At 35.0% G+C, this 23,409-nt stretch carries 25 protein-coding genes and 5 pseudogenes; 14 read left to right on the forward strand and 16 right to left on the reverse strand.

All coding sequences use genetic code 11. From position 1 onward, the window contains the following. Positions 1–26 precede the first annotated feature (26 nt). Positions 27–1,484, reverse strand: coding sequence for an alanine/glycine:cation symporter family protein (locus DJ93_RS19460; protein ID WP_042982672.1), 1,458 nt, complete (start codon positions 1,482–1,484; stop codon positions 27–29). A gap of 229 nt (positions 1,485–1,713) precedes the next feature. Here DJ93_RS19460 and DJ93_RS19465 point away from each other — a divergent pair, with 229 nt between their 5' ends. After that, a complete protein-coding gene (locus tag DJ93_RS19465; protein WP_042984264.1) occupies positions 1,714–2,727 on the forward strand; it encodes a CPBP family intramembrane glutamic endopeptidase in 1,014 nt (337 codons plus the stop codon). A gap of 44 nt (positions 2,728–2,771) precedes the next feature. Here DJ93_RS19465 and DJ93_RS19470 read toward each other — a convergent pair whose 3' ends face one another. Beyond that, positions 2,772–2,954, reverse strand: coding sequence for a DUF3913 family protein (locus tag DJ93_RS19470; RefSeq protein ID WP_042982673.1), 183 nt, complete (start codon positions 2,952–2,954; stop codon positions 2,772–2,774). 101 nt (positions 2,955–3,055) lie between these two features. Next, positions 3,056–3,508: an Lrp/AsnC family transcriptional regulator gene (locus tag DJ93_RS19475; protein WP_042982675.1), complete on the reverse strand. Its 453-nt coding sequence runs from the start codon at positions 3,506–3,508 to the stop codon at positions 3,056–3,058. A 123-nt stretch (positions 3,509–3,631) separates the two neighbouring features. Here DJ93_RS19475 and DJ93_RS19480 point away from each other — a divergent pair, with 123 nt between their 5' ends. The 4 genes and pseudogenes from DJ93_RS19480 to DJ93_RS30930 form a co-directional block, all read left to right on the forward strand. Beyond that, complete coding sequence (locus DJ93_RS19480; protein ID WP_181969249.1) at positions 3,632–4,045, forward strand: carboxymuconolactone decarboxylase family protein; 414 nt, start codon at positions 3,632–3,634, stop codon at positions 4,043–4,045. Positions 4,046–4,060: 15 nt separating this feature from the next. After that, entirely contained in the window at positions 4,061–4,639 is a 579-nt protein-coding gene (locus tag DJ93_RS19485; RefSeq protein WP_042982677.1) for a cysteine hydrolase family protein, read from the forward strand. 78 nt (positions 4,640–4,717) lie between these two features. Further along, positions 4,718–5,116, forward strand: coding sequence for an SseB family protein (locus DJ93_RS19490; RefSeq protein ID WP_042982678.1), 399 nt, complete (start codon positions 4,718–4,720; stop codon positions 5,114–5,116). 129 nt (positions 5,117–5,245) lie between these two features. Further along, a pseudogene (locus tag DJ93_RS30930) lies at positions 5,246–6,615 on the forward strand (IS1182 family transposase); the annotation flags it as partial. 124 nt (positions 6,616–6,739) lie between these two features. Here the strand turns inward: DJ93_RS30930 and DJ93_RS19505 are convergent. Then, on the reverse strand, positions 6,740–7,660 hold the full coding sequence (locus tag DJ93_RS19505; protein ID WP_042982680.1) for a S66 peptidase family protein: 921 nt from the start codon (positions 7,658–7,660) through the stop codon (positions 6,740–6,742). Between the two features lie 113 nt (positions 7,661–7,773). Between DJ93_RS19505 and DJ93_RS19510 the strand changes: the two genes are divergently transcribed. Then, positions 7,774–8,859 carry an NAD(P)H-dependent flavin oxidoreductase gene (locus DJ93_RS19510; protein ID WP_052109586.1) on the forward strand — a complete coding sequence of 362 codons (1,086 nt, stop codon included), beginning with the start codon at positions 7,774–7,776 and terminating at the stop codon, positions 8,857–8,859. Positions 8,860–8,881: 22 nt separating this feature from the next. On the opposite strand, the gene dltD is transcribed toward DJ93_RS19510, so the two are convergent. From dltD to DJ93_RS19535, 5 genes are all read right to left on the reverse strand, one after another. Next, entirely contained in the window at positions 8,882–10,057 is a 1,176-nt protein-coding gene (gene dltD, locus DJ93_RS19515; RefSeq protein ID WP_042982681.1) for a D-alanyl-lipoteichoic acid biosynthesis protein DltD, read from the reverse strand. After that, the gene (gene dltC, locus DJ93_RS19520; RefSeq protein ID WP_000807310.1) at positions 10,054–10,293 is read right to left on the reverse strand and encodes a D-alanine--poly(phosphoribitol) ligase subunit DltC; all 240 of its coding nucleotides are present in this window, start codon (positions 10,291–10,293) and stop codon (positions 10,054–10,056) included. Before dltC ends, dltD begins: the two co-directional genes overlap by 4 nt. A gap of 68 nt (positions 10,294–10,361) precedes the next feature. Then, positions 10,362–11,528 carry a D-alanyl-lipoteichoic acid biosynthesis protein DltB gene (dltB, locus tag DJ93_RS19525; RefSeq protein WP_042982682.1) on the reverse strand — a complete coding sequence of 389 codons (1,167 nt, stop codon included), beginning with the start codon at positions 11,526–11,528 and terminating at the stop codon, positions 10,362–10,364. Continuing rightward, complete coding sequence (gene dltA, locus DJ93_RS19530; protein WP_042982683.1) at positions 11,525–13,039, reverse strand: D-alanine--poly(phosphoribitol) ligase subunit DltA; 1,515 nt, start codon at positions 13,037–13,039, stop codon at positions 11,525–11,527. Before dltA ends, dltB begins: the two co-directional genes overlap by 4 nt. Positions 13,040–13,051: 12 nt before the next feature. After that, entirely contained in the window at positions 13,052–13,198 is a 147-nt protein-coding gene (locus DJ93_RS19535; RefSeq protein ID WP_000440293.1) for a teichoic acid D-Ala incorporation-associated protein DltX, read from the reverse strand. A gap of 292 nt (positions 13,199–13,490) precedes the next feature. Between DJ93_RS19535 and DJ93_RS19540 the strand changes: the two genes are divergently transcribed. From DJ93_RS19540 to DJ93_RS33280, 4 genes and pseudogenes are all read left to right on the forward strand, one after another. Further along, positions 13,491–14,660: a M20 metallopeptidase family protein gene (locus DJ93_RS19540; protein ID WP_042982685.1), complete on the forward strand. Its 1,170-nt coding sequence runs from the start codon at positions 13,491–13,493 to the stop codon at positions 14,658–14,660. A gap of 407 nt (positions 14,661–15,067) precedes the next feature. After that, positions 15,068–15,514, forward strand: a complete 447-nt coding sequence (locus DJ93_RS19545) for a flavodoxin (RefSeq protein WP_042982686.1) — start codon at positions 15,068–15,070, stop codon at positions 15,512–15,514. A 24-nt stretch (positions 15,515–15,538) separates the two neighbouring features. Then, positions 15,539–16,312 (forward strand): annotated as a pseudogene (locus DJ93_RS19550) (hypothetical protein). Positions 16,313–16,409: 97 nt separating this feature from the next. After that, on the forward strand, positions 16,410–16,571 hold the full coding sequence (locus tag DJ93_RS33280) for a hypothetical protein (RefSeq protein ID WP_042982687.1): 162 nt from the start codon (positions 16,410–16,412) through the stop codon (positions 16,569–16,571). Here the strand turns inward: DJ93_RS33280 and DJ93_RS19560 are convergent. Continuing rightward, positions 16,568–17,476 (reverse strand): aminoglycoside phosphotransferase family protein, encoded by a 909-nt coding sequence (locus tag DJ93_RS19560; protein ID WP_042982688.1) that lies wholly within the window; start codon positions 17,474–17,476, stop codon positions 16,568–16,570. The genes DJ93_RS33280 and DJ93_RS19560 overlap by 4 nt on opposite strands. A 130-nt stretch (positions 17,477–17,606) precedes the next feature. Here DJ93_RS19560 and DJ93_RS34855 point away from each other — a divergent pair. Further along, positions 17,607–18,092 (forward strand): annotated as a pseudogene (locus DJ93_RS34855) (biotin transporter BioY). Positions 18,093–18,118: 26 nt separating this feature from the next. Here DJ93_RS34855 and DJ93_RS33285 read toward each other — a convergent pair. The 3 genes from DJ93_RS33285 to DJ93_RS19580 form a co-directional block, all read right to left on the reverse strand. Further along, the gene (locus DJ93_RS33285; RefSeq protein ID WP_042982689.1) at positions 18,119–18,268 is read right to left on the reverse strand and encodes a hypothetical protein; all 150 of its coding nucleotides are present in this window, start codon (positions 18,266–18,268) and stop codon (positions 18,119–18,121) included. Positions 18,269–18,286: 18 nt separating this feature from the next. Then, complete coding sequence (locus DJ93_RS19575) at positions 18,287–18,460, reverse strand: 2-isopropylmalate synthase (RefSeq protein WP_042982691.1); 174 nt, start codon at positions 18,458–18,460, stop codon at positions 18,287–18,289. A 77-nt stretch (positions 18,461–18,537) separates the two neighbouring features. Continuing rightward, positions 18,538–19,896 (reverse strand): MATE family efflux transporter, encoded by a 1,359-nt coding sequence (locus tag DJ93_RS19580; RefSeq protein WP_042982693.1) that lies wholly within the window; start codon positions 19,894–19,896, stop codon positions 18,538–18,540. A 183-nt stretch (positions 19,897–20,079) separates the two neighbouring features. Here DJ93_RS19580 and uppP point away from each other — a divergent pair, with 183 nt between their 5' ends. After that, positions 20,080–20,871 carry a bacitracin resistance undecaprenyl-diphosphatase gene (uppP, locus tag DJ93_RS19585; protein WP_042982695.1) on the forward strand — a complete coding sequence of 264 codons (792 nt, stop codon included), beginning with the start codon at positions 20,080–20,082 and terminating at the stop codon, positions 20,869–20,871. Positions 20,872–20,900: 29 nt separating this feature from the next. On the opposite strand, the gene DJ93_RS19590 is transcribed toward uppP, so the two are convergent. Both DJ93_RS19590 and DJ93_RS33825 read right to left on the reverse strand, forming a co-directional pair. Next, on the reverse strand, positions 20,901–21,488 hold the full coding sequence (locus DJ93_RS19590; protein WP_117287823.1) for a thioredoxin family protein: 588 nt from the start codon (positions 21,486–21,488) through the stop codon (positions 20,901–20,903). Positions 21,489–21,710: 222 nt separating this feature from the next. Then, positions 21,711–22,101: pseudogene (locus DJ93_RS33825) on the reverse strand (YrvL family regulatory protein). Between the two features lie 184 nt (positions 22,102–22,285). Here DJ93_RS33825 and DJ93_RS19600 point away from each other — a divergent pair. Both DJ93_RS19600 and DJ93_RS19605 read left to right on the forward strand, forming a co-directional pair. Continuing rightward, on the forward strand, positions 22,286–22,705 hold the full coding sequence (locus DJ93_RS19600; protein ID WP_042982697.1) for a MarR family winged helix-turn-helix transcriptional regulator: 420 nt from the start codon (positions 22,286–22,288) through the stop codon (positions 22,703–22,705). Positions 22,706–22,892: 187 nt separating this feature from the next. Beyond that, positions 22,893–23,048: a hypothetical protein gene (locus tag DJ93_RS19605; protein ID WP_042982698.1), complete on the forward strand. Its 156-nt coding sequence runs from the start codon at positions 22,893–22,895 to the stop codon at positions 23,046–23,048. A 57-nt stretch (positions 23,049–23,105) separates the two neighbouring features. Here DJ93_RS19605 and DJ93_RS30935 read toward each other — a convergent pair. Beyond that, positions 23,106–23,258: pseudogene (locus DJ93_RS30935) on the reverse strand (cation:dicarboxylate symporter family transporter); the annotation flags it as partial. Between the last annotated feature and the right edge of the window lie 151 nt (positions 23,259–23,409).

Raw genomic sequence — 23,409 nt, forward strand, 5'->3', positions numbered from 1 at the left:
CCCCGTTTTAAAAACGGGGATTTTGATTAACCAGCTTTTTCTTCTGTTTTTCCACGTTCCCAGCATTCGGTGTTTTCTAAACCAGGGATGCTGTCTGCGTAGAATACTGGGTCTTTTCCAGCTTCTTTTTGCTTCATATAGTCTTTTAACGCTGCAAATGCGTATTTGCTTAAGAATATAATTGTAACTAAGTTGAAGATTGCCATAACACCCATAAATAGATCGGCTAAATCCCAAACAACTTGAATTGTTGCAACAGAACCTAGGAATACCATACCAATTACAGCGATACGATAAATCATAAGTATTGTTTTACTTCCATTTAAAAACTCAATATTTGTTTCACCGTAGTAGTAATTTCCGATTAATGAGCTGAATGCGAATAAGAAGATTGCTACAGCAATGAATATTGGTGCCCAAGGACCGATATGCATTTTTAAAGCTTCTTGTGTTAATTGAATACCGTTTAAATCAGATCCAGTATGAACATCTGATAAAAGGATAATAAAAGCAGTACAACTACATATTAATAATGTATCTGTAAACACACCAAGTGTTTGAATGAAACCTTGTTTAACAGGGTGTGTTACGTTAGCTGTTGCAGCTGCGTTTGGCGCGCTACCCATACCAGCCTCATTTGAGAATAAACCACGTTTCACACCAAGTAAAACGGCAGCACCGAAGCTACCACCAGCAACTTCTTTAATACCAAATGCATGTGCTAAAATTTCTTTTACCATTTCTGGAATTAATGTAATGTTTGTCACGACAACGAATAGTGCAACTGCTACATAAATAATTGCCATAATTGGTACAATCATTTCGACAACGCGCGCAATCCGTCTTACACCGCCGAAGATAACGACAGATAATAGTACTGCCAATGAAATCCCAACGATTTTTGCATCAATATGAAAAGCTCCATCGAATGCAGAAGTTACAGTATTAGCTTGTACAGCATTAAATACTAGTCCGAAACTAACTGTAATTAATACTGAGAAAATCATACCCATCCAGCGTTTGTTTAAACCTTTTTCCATGTAATATGCTGGTCCACCGCGGAATGTTTTACCGTCTTTAATTTTATAAATTTGTGCAAGTGTACTTTCAACGAAAGCGGATGCTCCGCCAATCATTGCGATGAGCCACATCCAAAAGACGGCGCCAGGGCCACCCATAGAAATAGCGATTGCGACACCGGCTAAGTTACCTGTTCCAACACGAGATGCTGTGCTCATACAGAAAGCTTGGAATGAAGAAACACCATGTTTTTCTTTCTGAGCTTTACGCGTTGAAGGGCTTGCGCCGTCACCGAGTAAACGGAGCATTTCACGAACATGGCGGAACTGAACGAAACCAGCTTTAAATGTGAAATAGCAACCGATAATAATTAATAATGCAATTAAAATATAACCCCATAAATATTCGTTTGTTATTGTAATAAACTTATGAATCGGAGTAATAACATTTTCAAAGAAATCCATGCATAATCCTCCTTATTCCTATCATGATAGTGTGATTTTTGGAATTAAGTATAAAAAGCGACATGTATATTATTATACCAGAAAAGCTTATGAAGAGGAAATGTCTCGAAGTAGAGTGGTTAATTTATATTTTAATAGAGATGCTGTTTGAAAGTAATTGAGAAAAATAGAAAGAGTTTTAATGATATTCATATTACAATGTAAATATATCATCTTGGAGGTGTTTTTTATTCAGTACGCATTTGCACGTATACGACTTCGTAGCTTTTTTGCATGGATGATTTTAGGAATGATTGTAACGATGGTGTCGTTAAGCATTATGGGGGCTTCGGATATTACTTTGGATTTTGTGCTACAAATTTCAGTGTTTTTTGTTTTTCCGTTATTGTGGTTATATTTGAAAACAAGTAAAAATAATATTGTCTTCAAAAGTTTTTTCGATAAGCCAGGGCGTTTACATGGGGGACTAATTTTATTAGCAACTGCGATGGGAATGATCTTTTCTGTAGGTATATCCCATATTCAATTTTACATATTGGCACATACCTTTCCGAGCTTTTTAGTTAGCACGTTAGAAGGTACGAGTGCAATTGATATGAGTAGTACGTATACAAAAATATTTAGTTTTATTTCAGCATGTATTTTTGCCCCTATTGTGGAAGAAGTTATTTTCAGGGGATTCTTTTTACAACGTATGGCATTTAAGTGGGGAATAAAACGGGCTGTCATAGTCTCATCTTTAATTTTTGGTTTCGGGCATTTTGATGTTATCGGTGCTTTTATGTTTGGAGTTATTATGTGTCTTATTTACATAAAGACAAAAAATATATGGATGAATATCGCTGTACACGCCGTAAATAATTTCATTGCTACTAGTATGCAATTTATAGGTGGAGAGGGTAGCAGCGATATTTCCATCACTGAATTACAAGCACAAAGTAATTTATGGACTGGATTGGTTTTAGCGGTTGTTGGTTTACTATGGTTAATTCCTTTCATTTGGAAACAGTGGAGAACGGTGAAAGAAGTGGGAGTACCAGAACTCCGTCTTATGAATGAAGAAAAGGCTTCTATTTCATTCCAAAAAAATACAACGTATAGCCAAGTTATATTAACTGATCGACTGATGGCTGTGGAACTTCCTGATGAAGCCGTTAATCAGCTCAGATTAGAAGAGGATGATTACGTAACAGTTGCTGTAGAGGGTGATAAAATTATTATAAAAAAAATAGAATATAGGTAATGATGAAAAAGAAGCTCTCCCATACAAATGAGGAGAGCTTCTTTTTAATGTATGACAATTTCTACGTGGAAATTATTGCCATTTTTAACATATTTAATATCTGTAACAGTACGAACTGACTTTAAAATCTCAACTTTTTCACCAATTCGAGGGATGGTGGGAACATTGTCCCAAATACCAAGCAAATCATCCTCTTGCGTCGTTTTTTCATAAAACCAGATTTTCAATGTAATGCCCCTTTCTCGAACTTTTTGTATTTTAATACATAATAAAACATTTTTATTCTTTTTGTAAGGGGTTTTTTAACTTATTTTGAATAAAAATAAATTTATTCTTCCGGAAAAATATGCTCAATATCAGGAGTAAGAGATACTTCCGATAATACAATATGAGAAACAGTTGTGGCATATGAAGAAACATTATTGATAAATTCTTCAAGTTCAACGAGTGAAGGAACAGAAATTTTAACGATATAACATAGACTTCCTGTTACGCGATAACAAAAACTTGCGGACGGATAAGATTGAATAAATTGTTGCATACGTGTTGTATCGCCATTTTTTAAGGTGATTTCTAAAATACAGTCTAAAACAAGACCGGCTTTTTTATAATCAATATCAATTGTATATTTTTGAATCACACCCTCGCTTTCTAGCTTACGAACACGTTCTGTAGTGGAAGGCGCAGACAAGTTAACGCGTTTAGCTAATTCACGCATGGAAAGGCGACTGTCATTATATAATTCATTTAAAATTTTTCGATCTACACGGTCTAATTGCATTTGTAAATATACCTCCAGTAAAATGATGGTTTTTGAAAAGGAAAAATATAAATTAAGCTTCATATGAAATGTAAAGAACACTTTATTTATTCTACAATAAAAGAGTAGAGAATAGGAGGAGAAATGATGGAAAGAATTTCACTATCAAATGTTGGGGATACAAAGTTTCAAAAATTGTTAGGGCATCGTCCTGATATATTAAATTCATGGAATACGTTAGAACATACATTGTATGAAACAGGAACTCTTTCTAAAGAGTTGAAAGAGCAAGTGCGAAGAACATTAGCATTTGGAAATGAATGTCCGTATTGTATGGCAAAGGGAAGACCAGATGACGTGCAAAAAGTAGAAGAGATTAGTGTAGCTGTTACTTTTGCTCATACATTTGTTCATAATCGAGCGGCAGTAGATGATCATATGTTTCATGTACTAAAACAATATTGGACTGAAAAAGAAATAGTAGAGCTTTGTACTTACATTTGTTTTATTACGGCTTCGCAACAGCTTGGTTTTTTATTTCAATTGCAACCAAATTAAGTTAGGAGGAAAATCATGTTCAATCAAGCAGCGCTTATTATAATTGATGTACAAAAATCATTTGATCTACCATATTGGGGCTTGCGAAATAACCTTTTTGCAGAAGAAAACATGAGAAGTTTGCTAGAAGAATGGAGAGAAAAGAAATTACCCATTTTTCACATTCAGCACGTAAATAAGGACAATAGAGAATCACTGTTTCATCCAGATGCAGAAACAGTACAATTTAAAGAAGAAGTGCAGCCGCTGCCAGATGAGATAGTAATTCAAAAGGTTGTTAATAGTGCGTTCATTGGAACTAACTTAGAACAGCGATTGAAGGAAAAAAAGTGTGACTCTGTTATTATTGTCGGATTAACGACGAATCATTGTGTGGAGACGACAACACGGATGGCAGGTAATTTAGGTTTTTCAACATATTTAGTGAGCGATGCGACGGCTACATTTAATCGAAAAGGTCCAGATGGTAAAGAATATTGTGCGGAAGAAATTCATAATATGACACTTGTGAATTTGCATGAAGAATTTGCTACAATCATTACGACGAAGGAGATATTAGAACAAATCACGACAGAAACTATGTTAATAAAATAATTGCAGAATTATGTAGAAAAAAATAAGAATATTTCGTATAATGAGTATAATTATTTTAAACAATAGGGGTGGCAGCATATGGAGCAAATTCCAGTAAAGAAAATAGAAACAGTACTTGTTTTAGCAGAGGATGACAAACAAAAACAAAAGGAATTTTATGAATTGCTCTTAACAACTCAATTTTATGTTGCTGGGTCAATAGAAGCAGAGGATGCAGCGATAGAAGGAACACTTCGCTTACGTCATTTCCAAGGAGAGGGTAGATGGATTGTTCCATTCTTTACACAATTGGAATTTGTAAAAGATGTGTTGCCAGAGGGAACACCCCTTATTACGATACGTGGAAAAGAATTGTTTGAAAGCATCGATAAAGAGGCAACGGCTGTATTAAATGTAGGTACTGAACTTAGTAAAACGTTTATTCCAGAAGAGATTGCAGATATAGCATCTGGACGAATTTTTAATTATTATAAATAAAAAGGAAAAGCCTAGACGGCTTTTCCTTTTTCAGGCTGTGGAGAAAGTCTTCTCCACAGCCTTGTTTTGTGTCTGAACCTCTTTTTATGTGTCAACACTGATAAAAAAGAGGAAAAGGAGAGGTTTTTTATGATGGGTGCATTAAAAAATCATCGTGATGAACGTGTATCAGTTTCTGTAGAAGAATTAGTTCCACAAGACCATTTTCTTCGTGCGATTGAAGCTACAATCAGCTTTGATTTTATTGAAGAGAAGTTACGCCCCTATTACTGTGAAAATAATGGACGTCCTTCTATTCATCCAATCGTTTTATTTAAGATGATGTTTATTGGATATTTTTACGGTATTCGCTCAGAACGTCAACTAGAAAAAGAGATTAAAACCAATATTGCTTACCGTTGGTTTTTAGGATTTTCCCTATCAGATCCAATTCCAAATCATTCTACCATCAGCTGGAATCGCCGTACGCGCTTTATTCATACAAATATATTTGAAGAAATCTTTGATGAAATTGTACGTCAAGCGACGGAACACCGTATGGTGGGAGGACGTGCCTTGATGACAGATTCTACGCACATAAAAGCGAATGCCAATAAAAATAAATTTGTACATAAATTTAAAAAAGAAAAGCCAAAGTTTTATATAGAGGAACTAGAGGCTGCGGTTATGGAAGATCGTGAAGCTCATGAAAAAAAGAATTAAAACCTAGAAAGGAAAGTGATACCCCTACTAAAAAAATTCGTATAAGTACAACTGATCCAGATAGTGGCTTTTTAATGAGGGATGGAAAACCGAACGGTTTTCATTTCTTAGATCATCGTACGACTGATGCGAAGTACAATGTGATTACAGATACCTATATAACGGCTGGAAATGTAGCGGATTCCGAGCCGTATTTAGCACGCCTCCAAGCTCAAATTGATAAATTTGGATTCGAAGTTGAAGCTGTAGCACTTGATGCCGGTTATTTTACAGGTTATATCTGTAAGAAATTATCAGAACAGAATATATTTATGGTGATGGGGTATCGCCGATTTGGAAAACGGAATAAAGAAGTACCAAAAAGTCAATTTAAATATGAAGAAGAAACAGACGTATTTGCCTGTCCAATGGGATGTATTTTAGAATATGCGACAACGGATCGAGAAGGATACCGTCAATATAAATCTAATCCAACAGATTGTGCCGTTTGTCCATTGCGTGATAAATGTTTCTCAGAGAAACAAAAACAAAAAGTCATTACGCATCATATTTGGGAAGAATATAAAGATATCGCAAGAAAAAACAAATTAACAAGTACGGGTAAAAAGCTATATAAAGTACGCTGTTCTACAATTGAGCGGAGTTTTGCGGATGCCAAAGAACTACATGGTTATCGGTATGCCCGGTTTCGAGGGGTGAAGTATGTCCAAATGCAGGCCTATCTCACTGCAGCCTGCCAAAACATGAAAAAAATAGCCCTTCACCTGACCAAAAAGGGTCAGGTGAAGGGCTATTTTTTGTGTTTTTATCATGTATTACTATTTTGTACGAATTTCAGAATTCATACATTCCAGAGTGTAGGAAACCCTAAAGGGTTTCCAAACACTCTGAAAAAGGAAAAGCCTAGACGGCTTTTCCTTTTTATTTTGTAAGTACCATTGCTACACCAGAAGGAATGGTAACGGTATTTTTGTTTGTATTTATTGTAACGGTAACCCCAAGTGGAATCCCGATATTTGGGCTTATATGTCCAATTGGTAAATCGAATAGGACCGGGATATTGTACGGCGTGAAGTATTCGTACAATATCTTTTGTAATGATTGAGACGGTTTTGAAGGGATGCAGTCATGGCAACTTGTAAAAATAATACCTCTTGATTCGCTAAGTTTTCCTGATAACCGTAGTTGGTTTAGCATACGATCAATGCGGTACGGCTCTTCTCCAATATCTTCGAGTAAAAGAATCTTATCGTTTGTATTTATTTCAAATGGTGATCCGAGTGTACTTGTTAGTACTGTTAAATTTCCTCCAATTAATGTACCAGTTACTGCAAAGTTAGATGCCGGTACAATGCATTCTGAAGCAGATAAGATGGATGAGTATGGGTGAAATAGTTGGTTGAAAGAAGATAATGAAAGAGAATCAACTCCTTTTCCTAATTCTTCAATCATCGGCCCATGAAAAGTAATAAGCCCTGCATAATGCGAAAAAGCAATATGTAAAGCGGTAATATCACTATATCCCCAAAAGATTTTTGGATTTCTTTGAATGAGTTCATATTGAATATGAGGGAGAAGGCGAGCACTTCCGTAGCCACCTCTTGCACAAAAGATAGCTTTTACTTCAGGGTTTGCAAAAGCTTCATGTATATCATGAAGGCGGACTCTATCATTTCCAGCTAAATATCCATACTGTTCATAAACGCTCTTTCCTATTATTACGGATAATCCCATTTCTTCTAGTACTTTTGCGCCTTTTAAAACATTTTCAATCGTCGGTGGTCCAGATGGAGCGATAATCATTACTGCATCATCTTGTTTTAAAGCATGTGGATAAATCATTGTATTCCCTCCTTCACTTTCAATATATTCGTGTGATGAGGGGTTCAATCCTTGTAAAAGAAGGGGAAAGCTTGTCAAATCAAGAAGATATAAGAAGATTAGGAGGGAAAATGATGTTTACGAGTCGAGTTACAGATGTATTACAAATTAAGTATCCAATTATTCAAGCGGGTATGGCAGGTGCGATTACCACGCCAGAACTCGTTGCAGCTGTAAGCAATAGTGGAGGATTAGGAACGCTTGGGGCGGGTTACATGAGCCCAGAACAAATTCGGGATGCTATTTATAAAATAAGGGAATTAACAGATAGACCGTTTGGTGTTAATTTACTTTTGACGAAAGAGGTAAAGATTGAAGAGGATAAAGTACAAGAAGCACAAAAGTTACTTGCTTCAGTTAAGAAGGAGTTAGGGGTAGAAGGCGAGCAAACAGTTCAACTTCCCAAAAGTTATAAGGAGCAATTGCAAGTTCTCGTAGAAGAGAAAGTACCAGTTGTTAGTTTTGCGTTTCAGACGTTAGAAAAAAAGGAAATAGACACTTTAAAACGAGAAGGAATAAAGATTGTTGGAACAGCTACTAATGTAGCAGAAGCGAAAATACTTGCAGAATTAAGGGTAGACGTAATTGTGGGGCAAGGAAGTGAAGCTGGTGGACATAGAGGAACATTTATCGGTAAAGAACAAGATTCGATGATTGGTACGTTTGCTTTAATTCCGCAGCTAGTAGCGGCGGTACCTCATATTCCTATCGTAGCAGCTGGCGGCGTGATGAACGGACAAGGCATTGTTGCGGCATTTGCATTAGGTGCGGAAGCTGTTCAAATGGGATCAGCTTTTTTAACGTGTGAAGAAAGTATTACACACGATGTATATAAAGAGGCAGTATTGCAAAGTACAGATACGAGTACTACTATAACGAGAGCATTTTCTGGAAAATATGCGAGAGGTATTCGGAATGTGTTTATAAAAGAACATGAAGGGAAAGAAGAAGGACTACCAATGTATCCTGTACAAAACGTTTTAACCTCAAAAATACGTCAAGAAGCAGCAAAGCAAAATAAGGGAGAGTATATGTCGCTTTGGGCAGGTCAAGCTTCTTCATTAGCAAGGAAAGAATCTGCTCAGCAAACTATCGAACGTGTCATGGAAGAAGTAAAGGGAACAGTAGAACGATTACAAACTAATAAAAAGACCACTTGAAGTCACTCAAGTGGTCTTTTCGTTAGTTTGCTTTATAAAATTGTTGGATAGCTTCGTCGATGTAAATCCAGCCTTTCCAACCTAAGTGCATATGATCTTTTAAGAAGTACTTATCATATTCATGATTTGAGAAATCAGCAATTGGATAGCCAGCTTTCTTAATTTGCTCATGAACTTTATTGTAGTACAATTCGCGTCGTTCTTTCGGGAAGCCAGCGTAATCATACCAAGGACCTTTTACAGGAACAGAAATGAAGAGCGGTTTTGCACCAGATTGTTTTAATAAATCAAGTACAATTTGTAAATCTTCATATTCTGGAGATTGGTCATAAGCATCATTTTTTAAGTAACCTTGACGTTGCTTCAATTTCTTTTTGATTTTACTATTGAAGTAATTATCTTCGATACCATATTTATTTGATTTTGATTCTAATGCACCAGTTTGATCAGCATGTTTACGTGCTTCGTCCCAGTTCATTTGTTTCAACGTTGGATCAAGATTTTCTTTATGCGGTTTAATATCAAACATCGCTGTAAATAAATCTTTACGATCTAAAATGTTACGATAAATATAAGCGAAAGGTTTAGCAGTAAGTGCTTTTACTTTATATTTCGTATCATCATAAGCGATACCTTCAAGCGAAATTTTTAATAAAGTTTCTTTCTTAACAATCTCAAAGTTTAATAAACGTTTTGCAATTTGCTTTTTCATTTCAGGCTTTAAATCATCATTAAAAATGAAGTGGTAACCTTGTTGTTTTGAAAAGTTAGGTGCAAAGTGCGTTTCATCAATACCTTGTGGTACAAACCATTGCGGAGAAAGAACGAATACCATTTTCTTATCTTTCAATTGATCCATTGTAGATGCGAAGTTTAATACATGTACAAGGTCTTGTGTTCCGCCTCGTCCAAGAAGGAATGGTGTGAATCCTTCAGGCTTTACTTTGAAATAATTTGATGGATGAAAAGCATCCATACGTGCGAATTCCGATGAACCGTACATCGGAAGATATTTTGGATTTGCTAACATCTTTTGCTGTAAAATCATACTTTGAATCTTTTCTTCTTTTAAAGAAGTTGCAGCCTGTTCTACTTTTTCATCACTTACAAGTGGAAGTAGGAAGCGCGTTGGAATAAGTAAGAATACAGCAAAAAGGGCCAATGCTAAAAGCATCGGACCAAATTTTGCTTTGTTCATCGGATTTCTTCCAACTTCTTAATAACCATGTTTGGTGTAGCCCACTCGTCACGGTCAAAATCAGAAATAGAAACTTCAATATCTAAACGCTCTTGGAATTCAACTAATAAAGATACTACAGCGAAAGAATCAAGAATACCTTCTTCAAATAATTGAACATCTAAGTTTTCTTTCACAATATCGTTTTCACATACTTCTTCTAAAATATCTAATACTTGCTCTTTGAATTCTGCCATTTTTAAAATCTCCTTTATATCCGAAATATATTATATGTGCAACTTCTTAATGGAATAAGAAGGGTGCATTAAAAGTATCTGTTAAGGTGCCCAGAGAAGATTAGGAAACCGAAACATACAAAGTGGAACGTAATTACAATCGCAAGGACATGCATAAATTTATTGTTTGGCCAAAACTTATGCTTTTTGTTTTTTCGTTCGAAAATATCAAACAAAATAAACAAGGCAGCGTGATAAAGACCGTAAATAATGTATTGGTAAATATGTTCACCTAATATATGCCAAATCCCCATGATGAAAAAGTTTAAAAATGCACCGATATAAGAAATCGTATATCGGTTTTTCAGTAACTTTTTCTTCGTTGCGAAAAAGACGAAGCGCATGTAAATAAAGTCACGGAACCAGAATGATAAGCTCATGTGCCAGCGATTCCAGAAGTCTTTAATGTTACGGCTAATAAACGGTTTATTAAAGTTTTCAGGTGTTTTAATCCCCATCATATAACTTACACCAATTACGAACGCGCTATAGCCAGCGAAGTCGAAGAATAAGTATAAACTATAACTATACATATAAATCATATTAGATACGATTGTATCTTTATTAGCAATTACTGCATCTACAAGATGTTTTTGCAGTAAGTAGGCAATGATGAATTTGTAAAGGAAACCTTGGAAAATACGGTTAATCCCTGTATATAGTAAGGTTTGATATTCTTCTGCACTAGGTGGCTTTTGAATATTTTTTTGGAATCGTCGATAACGATCGATAGGTCCAGTTGAGATAGCAGGGAAGAATAAAACGAACTCCCAGAAATTAAAGAATGAAAGTTCTTTAATTAAACCATCGCGTACTTCAAATACCATTTGTACTGCCCTAAATGTTACGTAAGACATACCTGCGAAAACAATGAATTTTAAATCAGGTACAAACGGTGCGATTTTTGCCAAAATAAGCGGCAAAATTGATAGAATAACGGCCATGCAAAACATGAACGTATTATTATTTTGTTTTCTTAAAGTTAAATAGCCTTTAATAAGGACATATTGCCAAATAATAAACGCGGCTAACATCATTGCTTGCTTCGGTTTATCAGAGAAGATAATTGCAAGCATGACTAATGTTAAAACGGCATTATATTTACGCAACATTTTACCTTTTAATCCAGCTATGATAGTAGGTATTAATAAAATGCCCACTATAGCGAAAAAATAAAATGATCCATATGCGGTCATGCTGTAACCTCACTCAATAATTTTTTGCGATCTACCTTTCCATTTGGTGTCATTGGAATAGAAGATTGATACATGAATTTACGTGGAATCATGTAATTTGGTAATCGCTCATTGAGTTCTTTTTTGATTGCAGATGTTAATTTGAATTCTTTTTCAAACGAATGCTCTCCAGGAACAACAACCGCTAATAAATAATCGTATTTTTCACCTTTTTTAATTGGAACGATAACTGCTCCTTCTACGTAAGAACACGCACGAAGATGATGTTCGATTTCTTCTAATTCCATTCGATAACCATGAAGCTTAATTTGGAAATCAAGACGACCATTATAGAATAGAAGACCATTTTCTACATAGCCAGCATCGCCTGTTTTATAGGCGCGCTCACCGTCAATCATAGTAAATGCTTTTTCTGTTAATTCAGGGCTTCCTAAATATCCAACGCTTACGCTTGGACCGACAATTACGATTTCACCTTTTTCACCATCAGGTGCAGGCGTGCCATCTTCTCTCATAATAAGAAGGCGACAGTCTGATTTACAATAGCCAACTGGAAGTGATTTGTATTGATTAAGCACTTTTTCGGTAACGTGAATACCTGTTACAGCAACAGTAGCTTCTGTTGGACCGTACGTATTCATAATTGTTGCTTTCGGGAAACGCTCAATTAATTTTCTAGCCACTTCATTTGGTAACACTTCACCGCAGAATAAGAATGTTTTCATGTTTGGTAGCATACTCTCAGAGAAAGATGCTTCCATTAAACACATTTCAGCGAAAGATGGTGTTGAAGTCCATACTTGAATATCCGATTGCTCTAAAGAAGCAAACAAGTCTTTTGGACGTGCAATCATATCTTTATCGATTGCCCAAAGTGTACCACCTGTTACTAATGATGGGTAAATATCCATTACAGATAAATCGAATGAGAAAGGTGCTTGGTTTAAGAATACTTGCCCTGTTTGTAAGTTGAAATCTTCTACAGCCCATTTTGTAAAGCTAACAAGGCAGTTATAAGTAATCTGAACCCCTTTCGGATTACCTGTACTTCCTGATGTGTAAATAATATAGAAGTTCTCATCACCTTTTACCGCATGTTCAGGATTTGGCGTTTTCCCTTTATGAGTAAAGAAAATATCTTTTAAGTTGTCTTCACTTACAATGCGAACTGGTAAATCAGTTACAGTTACTTCTGTTCCTGATAAAAGTAATTTCGCACCAGAATTTTCAGCGATACGTTGTACACGATCAGCTGGGATAGATAAATCTACAGGAATGTAAGCATGTCCAGCTTTTACACACCCTAAAAAGTTAATAATCATTTCAGGTTGCATATGACCATACACCATAATTGGTGAACGATCAGCTGGATACTCAGAAGAAATCCAATGTGCTAACGCATCAGAATCTTCCTTTAATTGTTTGTACGTAATTTTCGCATCTCGCCAAACAAAAGCGGTTTGATCAGGCGTTTCTGCAGCCCACTTTTCAATTTGTTCTAATAACTTCATAACGTTCCCACCCTAGAATTCATTGTAAATAAATGTACTTGTGTTTGTATCATGGAATCCATACAACCAAAGTAATGCAAATAAAATTGCAAGGTAATAAACCGTCTTTGCAACCCATTGTGTGAGTGGTCGAGACCATATCTCTTTTAATCTTTCCATGTCTTTCCCTCTCTTAATGAAATAATAACTCTTTGTAGGTATCATGTCCTACATTATTGTGAAAAAAACAAAATTCCACATTTTAGGTAAAAATAAGACAAAAGGCTCTTTTCTGATATTAGCACTAAATACTAAAAAAGAAAATCCCTAACTTAGCAATTATATTACATTCGGCATGAATTTGTAATAGATTTGTCATATGAAAAGGAAGCGTTCTGTAAGAATACTGTAACAAGTTCATATCTTATTTTATATAAACTTGTTAAGGGGATATGAAAAGGAGGCTGTTCGTGTGAAAAGGGATTGGAGGAGACTTATATCGGAAGAACACATTATAAAGTGGAGAAGGCATTTCCATAAATTCCCTGAACTATCATTCCGTGAAGAAAATACTTCACAATTTATATATGATACAGTATGTTCATTTTCTGCTTTTGAAGTAACGAGACCAACGAAGTATAGTGTGATGGCGAAGAAAACCGGAGAGAAACCGGGAAAGGTAGTGGCGATTCGGGCAGATATAGATGCTTTACCAATTCAAGAGGAGACATTTAAACCTTATGCATCAGTTAATCAAGGTGTGATGCATGCATGTGGTCACGATGCGCATACAGCTATTTTATTAGGAGTAGCTGAGGCACTTGCAAGCATGGATGGAAATTTTGAAGGAGAGATTCGTCTTTTCTTTCAGCATGCAGAGGAAGTGTACCCTGGTGGTGCCCAGGAAATAGTACAGGCTGGTGTAATGGATGACGTAGATTATGTAATTGGTTTACATGTGATGTCTGGACTGGAGAGTGGGAAGATTGGAATCATATACGGACCTATGATGGCAGCACCAGACGTCTTTACAATTGAAATTAAGGGCAGGGGCGGACATGCGGCGAGACCAGAAGAAACGATAGATCCAATCGCTATCGGAGCACAAATTATTACAAACCTACAACATATCGTATCAAGAAATACGAGTGCTTTTATGCAAAGGGTTGTTTCTGTTACACAATTTCATGGAGGAACCGCTGATAATATAATTCCAAGTGCGGCAAATTTAATGGGAACGGTTCGCTCTTTTAATCAAAGATTAAGAGCAGAAGCAGAAGAGAAAATTGAGCAAATCGTGAAAGGAATTACAGAAGCTCATGGAGGGGTATATACATATACGTATCGTTACGGATATGACCCTGTTATTAATGATACGTATATTACGAAAGTAATAGAAGAAAGTGCAATAGAATTGTTCGGGAAGAATCGAGTTACGCGACTTGAGCCCTCTATGGGAGGAGAAGATTTCTCGGCATATTTAAGAAAAGCTCCAGGTTGCTTCATTAAATTAGGCACGCGAAATAAACGTATCGATACTCGTTATCCACATCATCACTCGAAATTTGATTTAGATGAATCGGCTTTAGTTTATGGAGCTGAGCTATTTTTAGAGTCGGCTATGAAATTGCTAGAAACGTAGTAAATAATGCAAAAAAAGGCAACTGCGCTCATCGCAGTTGCTTTTATTTCTTTCCGTCAGAGAGGGCTGAGAAAGAACTATGCTCATTTATAATATATGAACAATTCACGGACAAGCTTGTACTTTTTCATTATTTTTTTAAAAATATTTATTGACTTTGATAATCATTTTCAATTAATCTAAGTGTATAGTTAGAATTGATAATGATTATCAATAAAATGATAGGTAAAAGAATGGATGAGGAAGAGATGAGAAAAACATTTCGCCTTGAGATGAAGGGAATTAAAAACTAAATATATAGATAAATATAATGAAATGGCAACGAAATGTAATTCGTTCTGAATATGTAGACGAGAAGAAAAACAGTAAATTAGAAAAAGAGATACGTAATCAAGGGAGAGATTTAGTTGAATAAGTTAGTAATGATTTTTGCAAGTATGAGTGGGAATACAGAAGAAATGGCTGATCATATTGCTGGTGCGATTCGTGAAACGGGAAATGAAATTGAAGTAATTGATATTATGACAACGCCAGAAGCTTCTACGTTAGAAGAATATGACGGTATTATTTTAGGAGCTTATACTTGGGGAGATGGAGAGCTTCCTGATGATTTCTTAGATTTTTATGATGAAATGGAAGCGATCAATTTAGCAGGTAAAAAAGCAGCAGTATTCGGTTCTTGTGATTCGGCTTACCCGAAATATGGTGTAGCTGTTGACATTCTAATAGAAAAATTACAGGAACGTGGTGCAGAAGTTGTACTAGAAGGACTAAAAGTAGAATTAACGCCAGAAGATGAAGATGTAGAAAAATGTTTAGAGTTTGGAGCTGAATTTGTAAAACATCTTTCTTAATGGTGGGAGGGGGATGAAGAGCAATTGCATGAGAAAATCTCAATCAAAACGATGACAGATTATCATTTATATGATTTTATGCGTTGTCCACATAAATTTTATTTCCGCCATATAAAAAGAAGAGAAGCATCTTCATTTGAATGGCAACAAATAGCACAAATGATTGTGAATCAAATTATTAATGAGTACTATACAGCACCAGCGGTAAAACAAACGAAAATCTTTCTGTTAACGTTATTAGAGAAGCATTGGAAAAAAGTAAGGGTTAATATGTTTGCTTCAAAGGCAGAGTATTACGTTGTTTTAGCAAGGTTAACAGATCATTTGTTGCAGTTTGTAGAAAAAGATGTGAACGAAACGCCACCACTGTTTTTATATGAGAAGTTTCAAACATATATGGAAGAACTCGGTGTTCATATTTCACTCACTTTTGAAGTTGGTGAATGGAGTGCACAATCATTTGTAATTAAAAAATATGTGATTGATGCAAATGAAGAAATGCTAGCTCTTTGTCAAAAGCTGACTACTGTTTTTTGTTATAAAGCTTTCGGTGTTCTTCCTCTTAAAATTGAAATTATTAATTTAATAGAAGGAACTAAGTAGGATTATGTTCCAAAAAATGAAGACATTCAAACTGGAATGAATGATTTACATAGAATGACAGAGATGTTGCAACAACCAGAACACTATACAGAGCGTACTTTTCGTTCTGAATGTATGAATTGTGCTTTTCGCAATGAATGTAAAGTTGATGAGTTACAAGAGTCATCACTACAGAAGAAAAATATTGTACATTAAAGGATGCAAATTTGCATCCTTTTTTGTTATTGACATGAAAAGCTTTTCATCACTTACCGTATATTTGTAGGGAAATTTATAAGAGGAGGAATAATCAATGAAAGATGAAGTGAAAGTGTTTCAATGGTTAAAAGAACAAAAAGCTCCTTTTTGGATTCAATTGCAAATTTTACAAGCATTTCAACTGTACGAAGTTATGGTAGAGATGGATAAAAAATTAATGATGTATGAAGAAAAAGAATATAGGGAGAGAATTTAATTCAATCCCTGGAGTATTGCTCGCAAACTTTCTCGATCCTTTTTTATTTCTCGTTCATTATTTGTTTCGAAGCTGTAGATAAGATTATGGAGTAAAGGGCTGTATTGATAAAAATCAGTGATGCGTCGAGTAAATAATGGGTCACGATGAGGAATAAGAGCACAGTATTGTTTATAAACAGCTTTAGTAAATTCGTTACCAAAATCGTAATATAACCCAGCAAAATCGAGGGCAGGATCTCCTATTTGGGCATCGCCAAAATCAATAATTCCTGAAATTGCTTTACTCTTCTCATCGAATAGAATGTGATGATGTGTAAAGTCAGCATGGATGACTGTGTTTTCTAAATTTGGATCGTGCATAAGCTCAAAAAAATTATGAAATAAGTTACGAACGGCCTGTCTTTCTAAGAGTGTAAAACTATGAGAAAGGTAATGATATAATTTACTTTGAAGGTGTTTCCAGTAAGTGATAGTTTTTTCTATTATAAAGCCTAACTGTTCAGCACATTTTATTGGAATGCTATGTAAAGTCGCAAGAAAGGTAGCCAGTTGTGTAATAATTATTTCACGCTCTTTTCTCTCTAATTTTGCGACTGTTTCAGCTGTTAATGGATCACCATGAATGAGAGTATAGTAACTACAAAATGGAACAGAATCAGAATCATTTGTATACAATAGGTGATAATTAGGAACTTCGGTTGCTTGTAATGACTGAGCAAGTATTGCACATAGTTCTTTTTCTAATGGAATTCGCTTTGCATATTCTGATTTTCGAGGGAAACGAAAGAGTAAAGCCTCATTTATAATAACCGCTACATTATCCCAGCCATTTTCATTTTGTTTATAAGAGTATATAGGGAGATCCGGGAGTATTTGTTGTATATACTGTTTATAGGAGTCCATGTCATTTCCTCATTTCTATTTTTATAAAGTAGATCGTTTTATTTTATGATATCAGAATTTTCTATCTTTGTGATAAAATAGAAATAATGATTTGAGGAAAGGTTGGTAGGTGCGTATTCAAAATAAACGAATGATAGTACTTTTGTTATTAATAGGTATTTGCTTTTTAGGCCTTTATAATAGTTCAGTTTTTGCACAATTTAAATCGATAGATGAGTACAAAATACATGAAGAGATAATGGATAAGAAAGTAGAGAAGTTAACTGCTGATGAAATGAAAAAAATAGGGGAATACCTTGTAGCAGCGCAACTATCAGTTTTTGCTCTTGATGATTAGAAGGAGCTTAAACAAAAGAGTGAGGAGCTATTCGTAACGGACGGTTATGGACGGTTAATGAGAAATTATTATCCGAATCGGTTTCGTAATTTAGAATATAAATTTATGAAAGAAGAGATTAAAGAGAAATCGGATACAAGCTTCGTTTATTATGCCACAGCGTACGTTGCAGGCATTGAGAATGAAGAAAGAAGTGAAATGAAAGTAAGTTATGAAATGGAAATTGTAAAGGAGGATCAATTGTTTAAAATTGCAGAACAAAAGCAGTATGTAGAATGAAAAAGTCCCCAAAAATATGGGGACTTTTAAAGGTTTTCATTTTGCTGACCGAGTTCTTTTTGAGCAATTTGTAAGTTTCCTTGTTCGACCTGTTTATGGTTATTAACGGAATCACCGGCATAACCTTTTTGTGTTTTAACAACTCTTTTAGAAAAATGAGAAGCTTGCTTTTTCACAAAATAGACCACCTTTCATTAAAAGTAAACGAAAATGATAAGTACAAGTAATATTGCAGCGAAAATAGCAATGCCAATTAAAAAGGAAGTATTTTTATATTTAGGTGGCTTATGTACATCTTGTCGATAACCAGGTGAAATTTCAGGTGCGAATTCTTCATCGAATGATTGCTTCTTTTTTTGTTCGTCCATATATGTACACCTTTCTTTTTTATTATGTTACACACTCCTAAGAAGAACTATACATGAAGAAAACAGCCGCTATATAGTTAGCGGCTGTTTTGTATTGCATATTTTCGCTGTACTTGAAAGAGACGAATGAGTAGGAAGGCTGCACCAAATGCGAGGCCGAGAATAAGACCAATCCAATAGCCTTTCGCAGCCCAATCAGTATAGGTGGCTAATACGTATCCAAGAGGTAGGCCTATTATCCAGTAAGCAATTAACGTCATAATTAGGGCTACATTTACATCTTTATAACCACGCAGTGCCCCTTGGACCGGAGTTGCAATAGCATCTGAAATTTGAAATAAAATAGCGAATATGAGAAACTCTTTTGCTAAACGATGAACAGCTGCATCTGTCGTATAAATAGCTGCAATTTCATCATCAAAGAAGTAAAGAAGGATTGAATATAAAAGGGCAAAAGCAAGTGCTAAACCAATGCCAATAAAACCGTATTGTTTTGCATTTTCATATCGTTTCGCTCCAACTTCAAATCCAACTGAGATGGTCATGGCCATTGCTAAACTTAAAGGGGTCATATATAGCAATGAAGCGAAGTTCATTGCTGCCTGATGTGCTGCAATTGTCGTCGTACTAAAATTACTCATCATAAGTGTTACCGCAGCAAAAATACTCGTTTCAAAAAAGATAGCAAATCCAATTGGAACGCCAAGTTTTAAAAATTCTTTCCAACTTGAAAGAGAAGGACGGTATAACTGTTTAAAGACATGGAAAGAAGCAAAAGGTTCTTTCGTACAAATAATAATGATAGTGATAATTAAAATGCACCAATACGTTGCTGTAGAAGCGATAGCTGCACCGACACCACCGAGTTTAGGAAAGCCGAAATTACCGAAAATTAATAAGTAATTTAATACTACATTAATTGGTAGAGAGAGTAATGTAATGATCATCGTTGTTCGTGTTTTTCCTAATGCATCAATAAATCCACGTAAGACCGTATAAACAAATAAAGGGATAATTCCAATCGCGATAATACTTAAAAATTGCCCTGCAATACGTTCTACGGGCTCTTCTAAACGCATGCCATTTAAAATAGGTGAAACAACAAAGAAGCCAATAAGAATAACAATGAGACTAGCGCAAATTGCTAAGTATACGGCTTGTATGATAACGTGAGGAACTTTTTCTTTTTGTTTCGATCCAATGAGTTGAGCGACAATCGGAGTAGTAGCCATTAAAATGCCTGTTAATCCAGTACTAACGGGGAGCCATATGCTAGTTCCAATTGCAACACCTGCTAAGTCGATAGGGCTTGCATGCCCTGACATTGTAGTATCAAAAAAACTCATTGCAAATAATGACATTTGGGTTACGAAAATTGGGAAGAATAGTAATACGAATTGTTTTATCTTTTGTGAGAATGAAGTAGTTTCTTTCATAAAATCCCCTTTCTATATAAAAAAACAAACTCTTACTATCATACAATTTAATCAAAAAATAGAAAAGAAATAAGCGTCTGTAACATATGAAATAAATAAAAAAAAGATGCACTTTGAAAAGGGATAAGGTATTATGATAAGGTGTGAAAAAATTATATATTCGTTATTAAGGAGGCACTATTCGTGGCTGATTGGTTAATTGGATTAATCATGGGTGCTGTTGAAGGATTAACAGAGTTTTTACCAGTTTCATCAACAGGACATATGATTTTAACAGGTCATTTACTTGGATTTGACGACGAAAGAGCGAAAGTCTTTGAAGTTGTTATCCAATTGGGATCGATTTTAGCAGTTGTTGTTATATTTTGGAAACGTTTATGGTCATTAGTTGGAATTGGGAAAGTAACAGAAGGGCCATCGTTAAACTTACTACATATTATTATCGGTATGATTCCTGCCGGAATACTGGGTGTATTATTCCATAGTGCGATTAAGGAAGTTCTATTTGGTCCAGGACCGGTTGTTATTAGTTTAGTTGCTGGTGGTATTTTAATGATTATTGCTGAGAAGTTTTCAAAACCAAGTACAGCAAGAACATTAGATGAAATTACATATAAACAAGCATTTACAATTGGAATGTTCCAATGTTTAGCGCTTTGGCCAGGATTTTCACGTTCTGGATCGACAATAAGTGGTGGTTTATTAGCACGTGTTTCGCATACAGCGGCAGCGGAATATACATTTATTTTAGCAGTACCGATGATGGTAGCTGCAAGTGGCTTAGATTTAATTAAAAGCTGGGACGTATTAAGCGCGGCTGATATACCGTTATTTGCAAGTGGATTTATTACAGCATTTGTTGTTGCAATGCTTGCGATTGTTTCATTCTTAAAATTATTAGCTCGTGTAAAACTAACACCGTTCGCTTATTACCGTTTTATTTTAGCAGCGGTATTCTACTTCTTCCTTATGTAATAAAAAAACTGCCGAACCCGGCAGTTTTTTTATTTGACTACTTTTTCAATCATGCTTTCCATTACATGCCCCCAAAGGGAAGTATCATCAGCTAATGTTGCACGGAAATTAGCGTACATTTCTTTTTGTTTTTCTTCAAATGTTGGATCTTCTTTTTCTGGTAATGTAGCGCGCATAGAAGTTACTAACTCTTGTATTTTTGGCGCACGTGGTCCCCAAACAGCTTGTTCAGTTCCTTCTTTATCAATGAAAATAAAAATTGGGATCGCACGCGCTGTTCCATTTGTTAAGTATTGATCCATTAATTCTAAGTTTTCATCACGAATTAATAATCGCATATCAATATTTGCAACTTCACAAATTCGTTTCATAACAGGTACACATAAAAGGGCATCGCCGCACCAATCAGCAGTTAATACGATTACGCGCAAGCCATCATTTTGATGTTCCTCTAAAACAGGAAGTAATTCGTTAGGAATTAAAAAGTTATTGTAAATATGTAATAGTTCGTATTGATTCACTTTCATTTCATTTACATATGTATCAAAGGATATGCCTTTATCAGCCCATTGTTGTAAGTTCATAAGTAACACCTCTTTAGTATGATTTGCTTTCATTGTACCAATTTTTGTAGAGAAAAGCTTGTATCTTACTCTTTCTTTTTACTATAAGTTGGCCATAATTTACCCCGCTATTTGAAGGTAGTAAGACTCCATCTCAAAATTCAGCGGAAGCAAAGAAGTTAGGTGGAGATTAACTGCCTGTAAAAGCCCGATTGGTGTGGGTTAATAATCAGTGGAGGATGGAAAACCCTCCCGCTGATTAAAGTTTCACTTTATCTAAACAAAAAAGACAAGAACAATAAGTAATTCACCCACATTAGAGATCAATATGCTTTCCATCCAATCATTAGCAGTATGAATAACAACCAGTCTAGTGAGAGTTCAATAAGGGAAAGAAATAAGAGAGAAAGCCATTTTGACATGTACGTTAATAAAGGGTTTAAAAGAGCTTTAAAAAATAATAGGATGAAACGAGTAAATCTTTCTAAGTAGTAAGAAGTAATATAAAAAATAGTATGCGGGCGGTTCGGGAGGTGTACTCTACACCAATTAAACGGAAAACTCCAACATATACACATATACAAAAAATGAATGCAAAAACGATAATGATAAAAAGACTAATACTACCGAGAACAATCGTTTTTTCTTTTTTATTTAAATGGGAAATCTTTTTTTATCGCTCCATTCCTCCGAAAAAACTGTTTGGAAAATATTTCATTATAATTATAGCACAAAGGACCTTTATAAAAACTACAATTCATGGAAAAATAAGGTGACAAAAAGTAATATTTGATGTAAAATTGTTAATGAAGTTTTTATTTAACTAAATGAAATAAAAGGAGATGTCAAAGGTGTCTCAAAACCGAGAACAATTAATGGAGGACTTATCTACAAATGTCTTTGCTATGTTCCGCACATTGCGTAATGATATTGGTAAAATTTTTGGTGGGTACATACCATGGAATGAGTTTATCGTATTAAGAATATTAAATCGCGCGAATAAAGAGATGGTTTCACGTGTAGCTAGTGAATTGAATGTATCAAATAGCCATATTACAGCTGTGACGGAAAAGTTAATTAATAAAGGGTTTGTAACACGCTCACGCTCCACATCAGACCGCCGTGTTGTATATTTAGAGATAACAGAACAAGGTAAAGAGTTAGTTGCAAAAATGGAGTCTGAGAAAAAGAAGTATTTACAAGAAAGATTTTCTGCGCTTTCAGAAGAAGAAATGAATGTAATGATATCTATTTCAAAAAAGCTTATTTAAATGTGTGAAATGTATAGTTGAATTCTAGAAAGAAAACGCTTACCGATAGGTCGGAAGAGGACCTATCGGTAAGCGTTTTTTCGTAATTGATAGTAGCTAACAATGAATGGAAAGTAAAAATGTGATGTGTATGACGATAGAAGGAAAGACATACTACCAATAATGGAAGATGAAAGGAGAGAAAATAATGACAAATCGTAATGGTAGTAAAGGTAGTGGAAATCAAGGTTCGCCTAAATCAGGACAGTTTCAGCAGGAATTTAGTTCTGAGTTTGAAACAGGTAACGATAATAAAGGAAAAGAATATCGTTCTAAAAAAGGAAGTAAATCAAAAAAGGAGTGAATTATTCACTCCTTTTTATTAGGAAGCGGCAGAATTATCGGCGTTATATTTGTCCTCTGATTTTGAAACACCTAGTTTTTCTTGAACTGTTTTCATTGCGAATGGTAGAGAAGTGTTAGAGCTAGAAGTACTGAATCCAATTGCTATTACTGGCCGAAATGTTTAATGAAACGAACAATACTTTTTTGCAAATACCTTTAATAAGATTCCTTACTAACTTATTTGTAACGGAAAAATACCTATTTTTACAATATTTCCCGAAAGCTATGTAATGAAATATGGATTACCAATAGTTATTGGTGGAAGAAGGAAATTATATAAAAAAACAAAAAATAAACCATCTTAATATAAGATGGTTTAA

This window comes from Bacillus clarus, from assembly GCF_000746925.1.
GTDB lineage: Bacteria > Bacillota > Bacilli > Bacillales > Bacillaceae_G > Bacillus_A > Bacillus_A clarus.

What these genes read in the sequence shown, in the direction of transcription:
- DJ93_RS19575 (WP_042982691.1), bottom strand. Translation starts at nt 18,460, where the DNA reads ATGGACGAACAAAAAAAGAAGCAATCATTCGATGAAGAATTCGCACCT.
- dltA (WP_042982683.1), bottom strand. Translation starts at nt 13,039, where the DNA reads ATGAAGTTATTAGAACAAATTGAAAAGTGGGCTGCAGAAACGCCTGAT.
- DJ93_RS19510 (WP_052109586.1), top strand. Translation starts at nt 7,774, where the DNA reads ATGTTTACGAGTCGAGTTACAGATGTATTACAAATTAAGTATCCAATT.
- DJ93_RS19490 (WP_042982678.1), top strand. Translation starts at nt 4,718, where the DNA reads ATGGAGCAAATTCCAGTAAAGAAAATAGAAACAGTACTTGTTTTAGCA.
- DJ93_RS19485 (WP_042982677.1), top strand. Translation starts at nt 4,061, where the DNA reads ATGTTCAATCAAGCAGCGCTTATTATAATTGATGTACAAAAATCATTT.
- dltC (WP_000807310.1), bottom strand. Translation starts at nt 10,293, where the DNA reads ATGGCAGAATTCAAAGAGCAAGTATTAGATATTTTAGAAGAAGTATGT.
- DJ93_RS19560 (WP_042982688.1), bottom strand. Translation starts at nt 17,476, where the DNA reads ATGGACTCCTATAAACAGTATATACAACAAATACTCCCGGATCTCCCT.
- DJ93_RS19475 (WP_042982675.1), bottom strand. Translation starts at nt 3,508, where the DNA reads ATGCAATTAGACCGTGTAGATCGAAAAATTTTAAATGAATTATATAAT.
- dltD (WP_042982681.1), bottom strand. Translation starts at nt 10,057, where the DNA reads ATGAACAAAGCAAAATTTGGTCCGATGCTTTTAGCATTGGCCCTTTTT.
- dltB (WP_042982682.1), bottom strand. Translation starts at nt 11,528, where the DNA reads ATGACCGCATATGGATCATTTTATTTTTTCGCTATAGTGGGCATTTTA.
- DJ93_RS33280 (WP_042982687.1), top strand. Translation starts at nt 16,410, where the DNA reads ATGAAAGATGAAGTGAAAGTGTTTCAATGGTTAAAAGAACAAAAAGCT.
- DJ93_RS19605 (WP_042982698.1), top strand. Translation starts at nt 22,893, where the DNA reads ATGACAAATCGTAATGGTAGTAAAGGTAGTGGAAATCAAGGTTCGCCT.
- DJ93_RS19480 (WP_181969249.1), top strand. Translation starts at nt 3,632, where the DNA reads ATGATGGAAAGAATTTCACTATCAAATGTTGGGGATACAAAGTTTCAA.
- DJ93_RS19460 (WP_042982672.1), bottom strand. Translation starts at nt 1,484, where the DNA reads ATGGATTTCTTTGAAAATGTTATTACTCCGATTCATAAGTTTATTACA.
- DJ93_RS19580 (WP_042982693.1), bottom strand. Translation starts at nt 19,896, where the DNA reads ATGAAAGAAACTACTTCATTCTCACAAAAGATAAAACAATTCGTATTA.
- DJ93_RS19505 (WP_042982680.1), bottom strand. Translation starts at nt 7,660, where the DNA reads ATGATTTATCCACATGCTTTAAAACAAGATGATGCAGTAATGATTATC.
- DJ93_RS19590 (WP_117287823.1), bottom strand. Translation starts at nt 21,488, where the DNA reads ATGAAAGCAAATCATACTAAAGAGGTGTTACTTATGAACTTACAACAA.
- DJ93_RS19535 (WP_000440293.1), bottom strand. Translation starts at nt 13,198, where the DNA reads ATGGAAAGATTAAAAGAGATATGGTCTCGACCACTCACACAATGGGTT.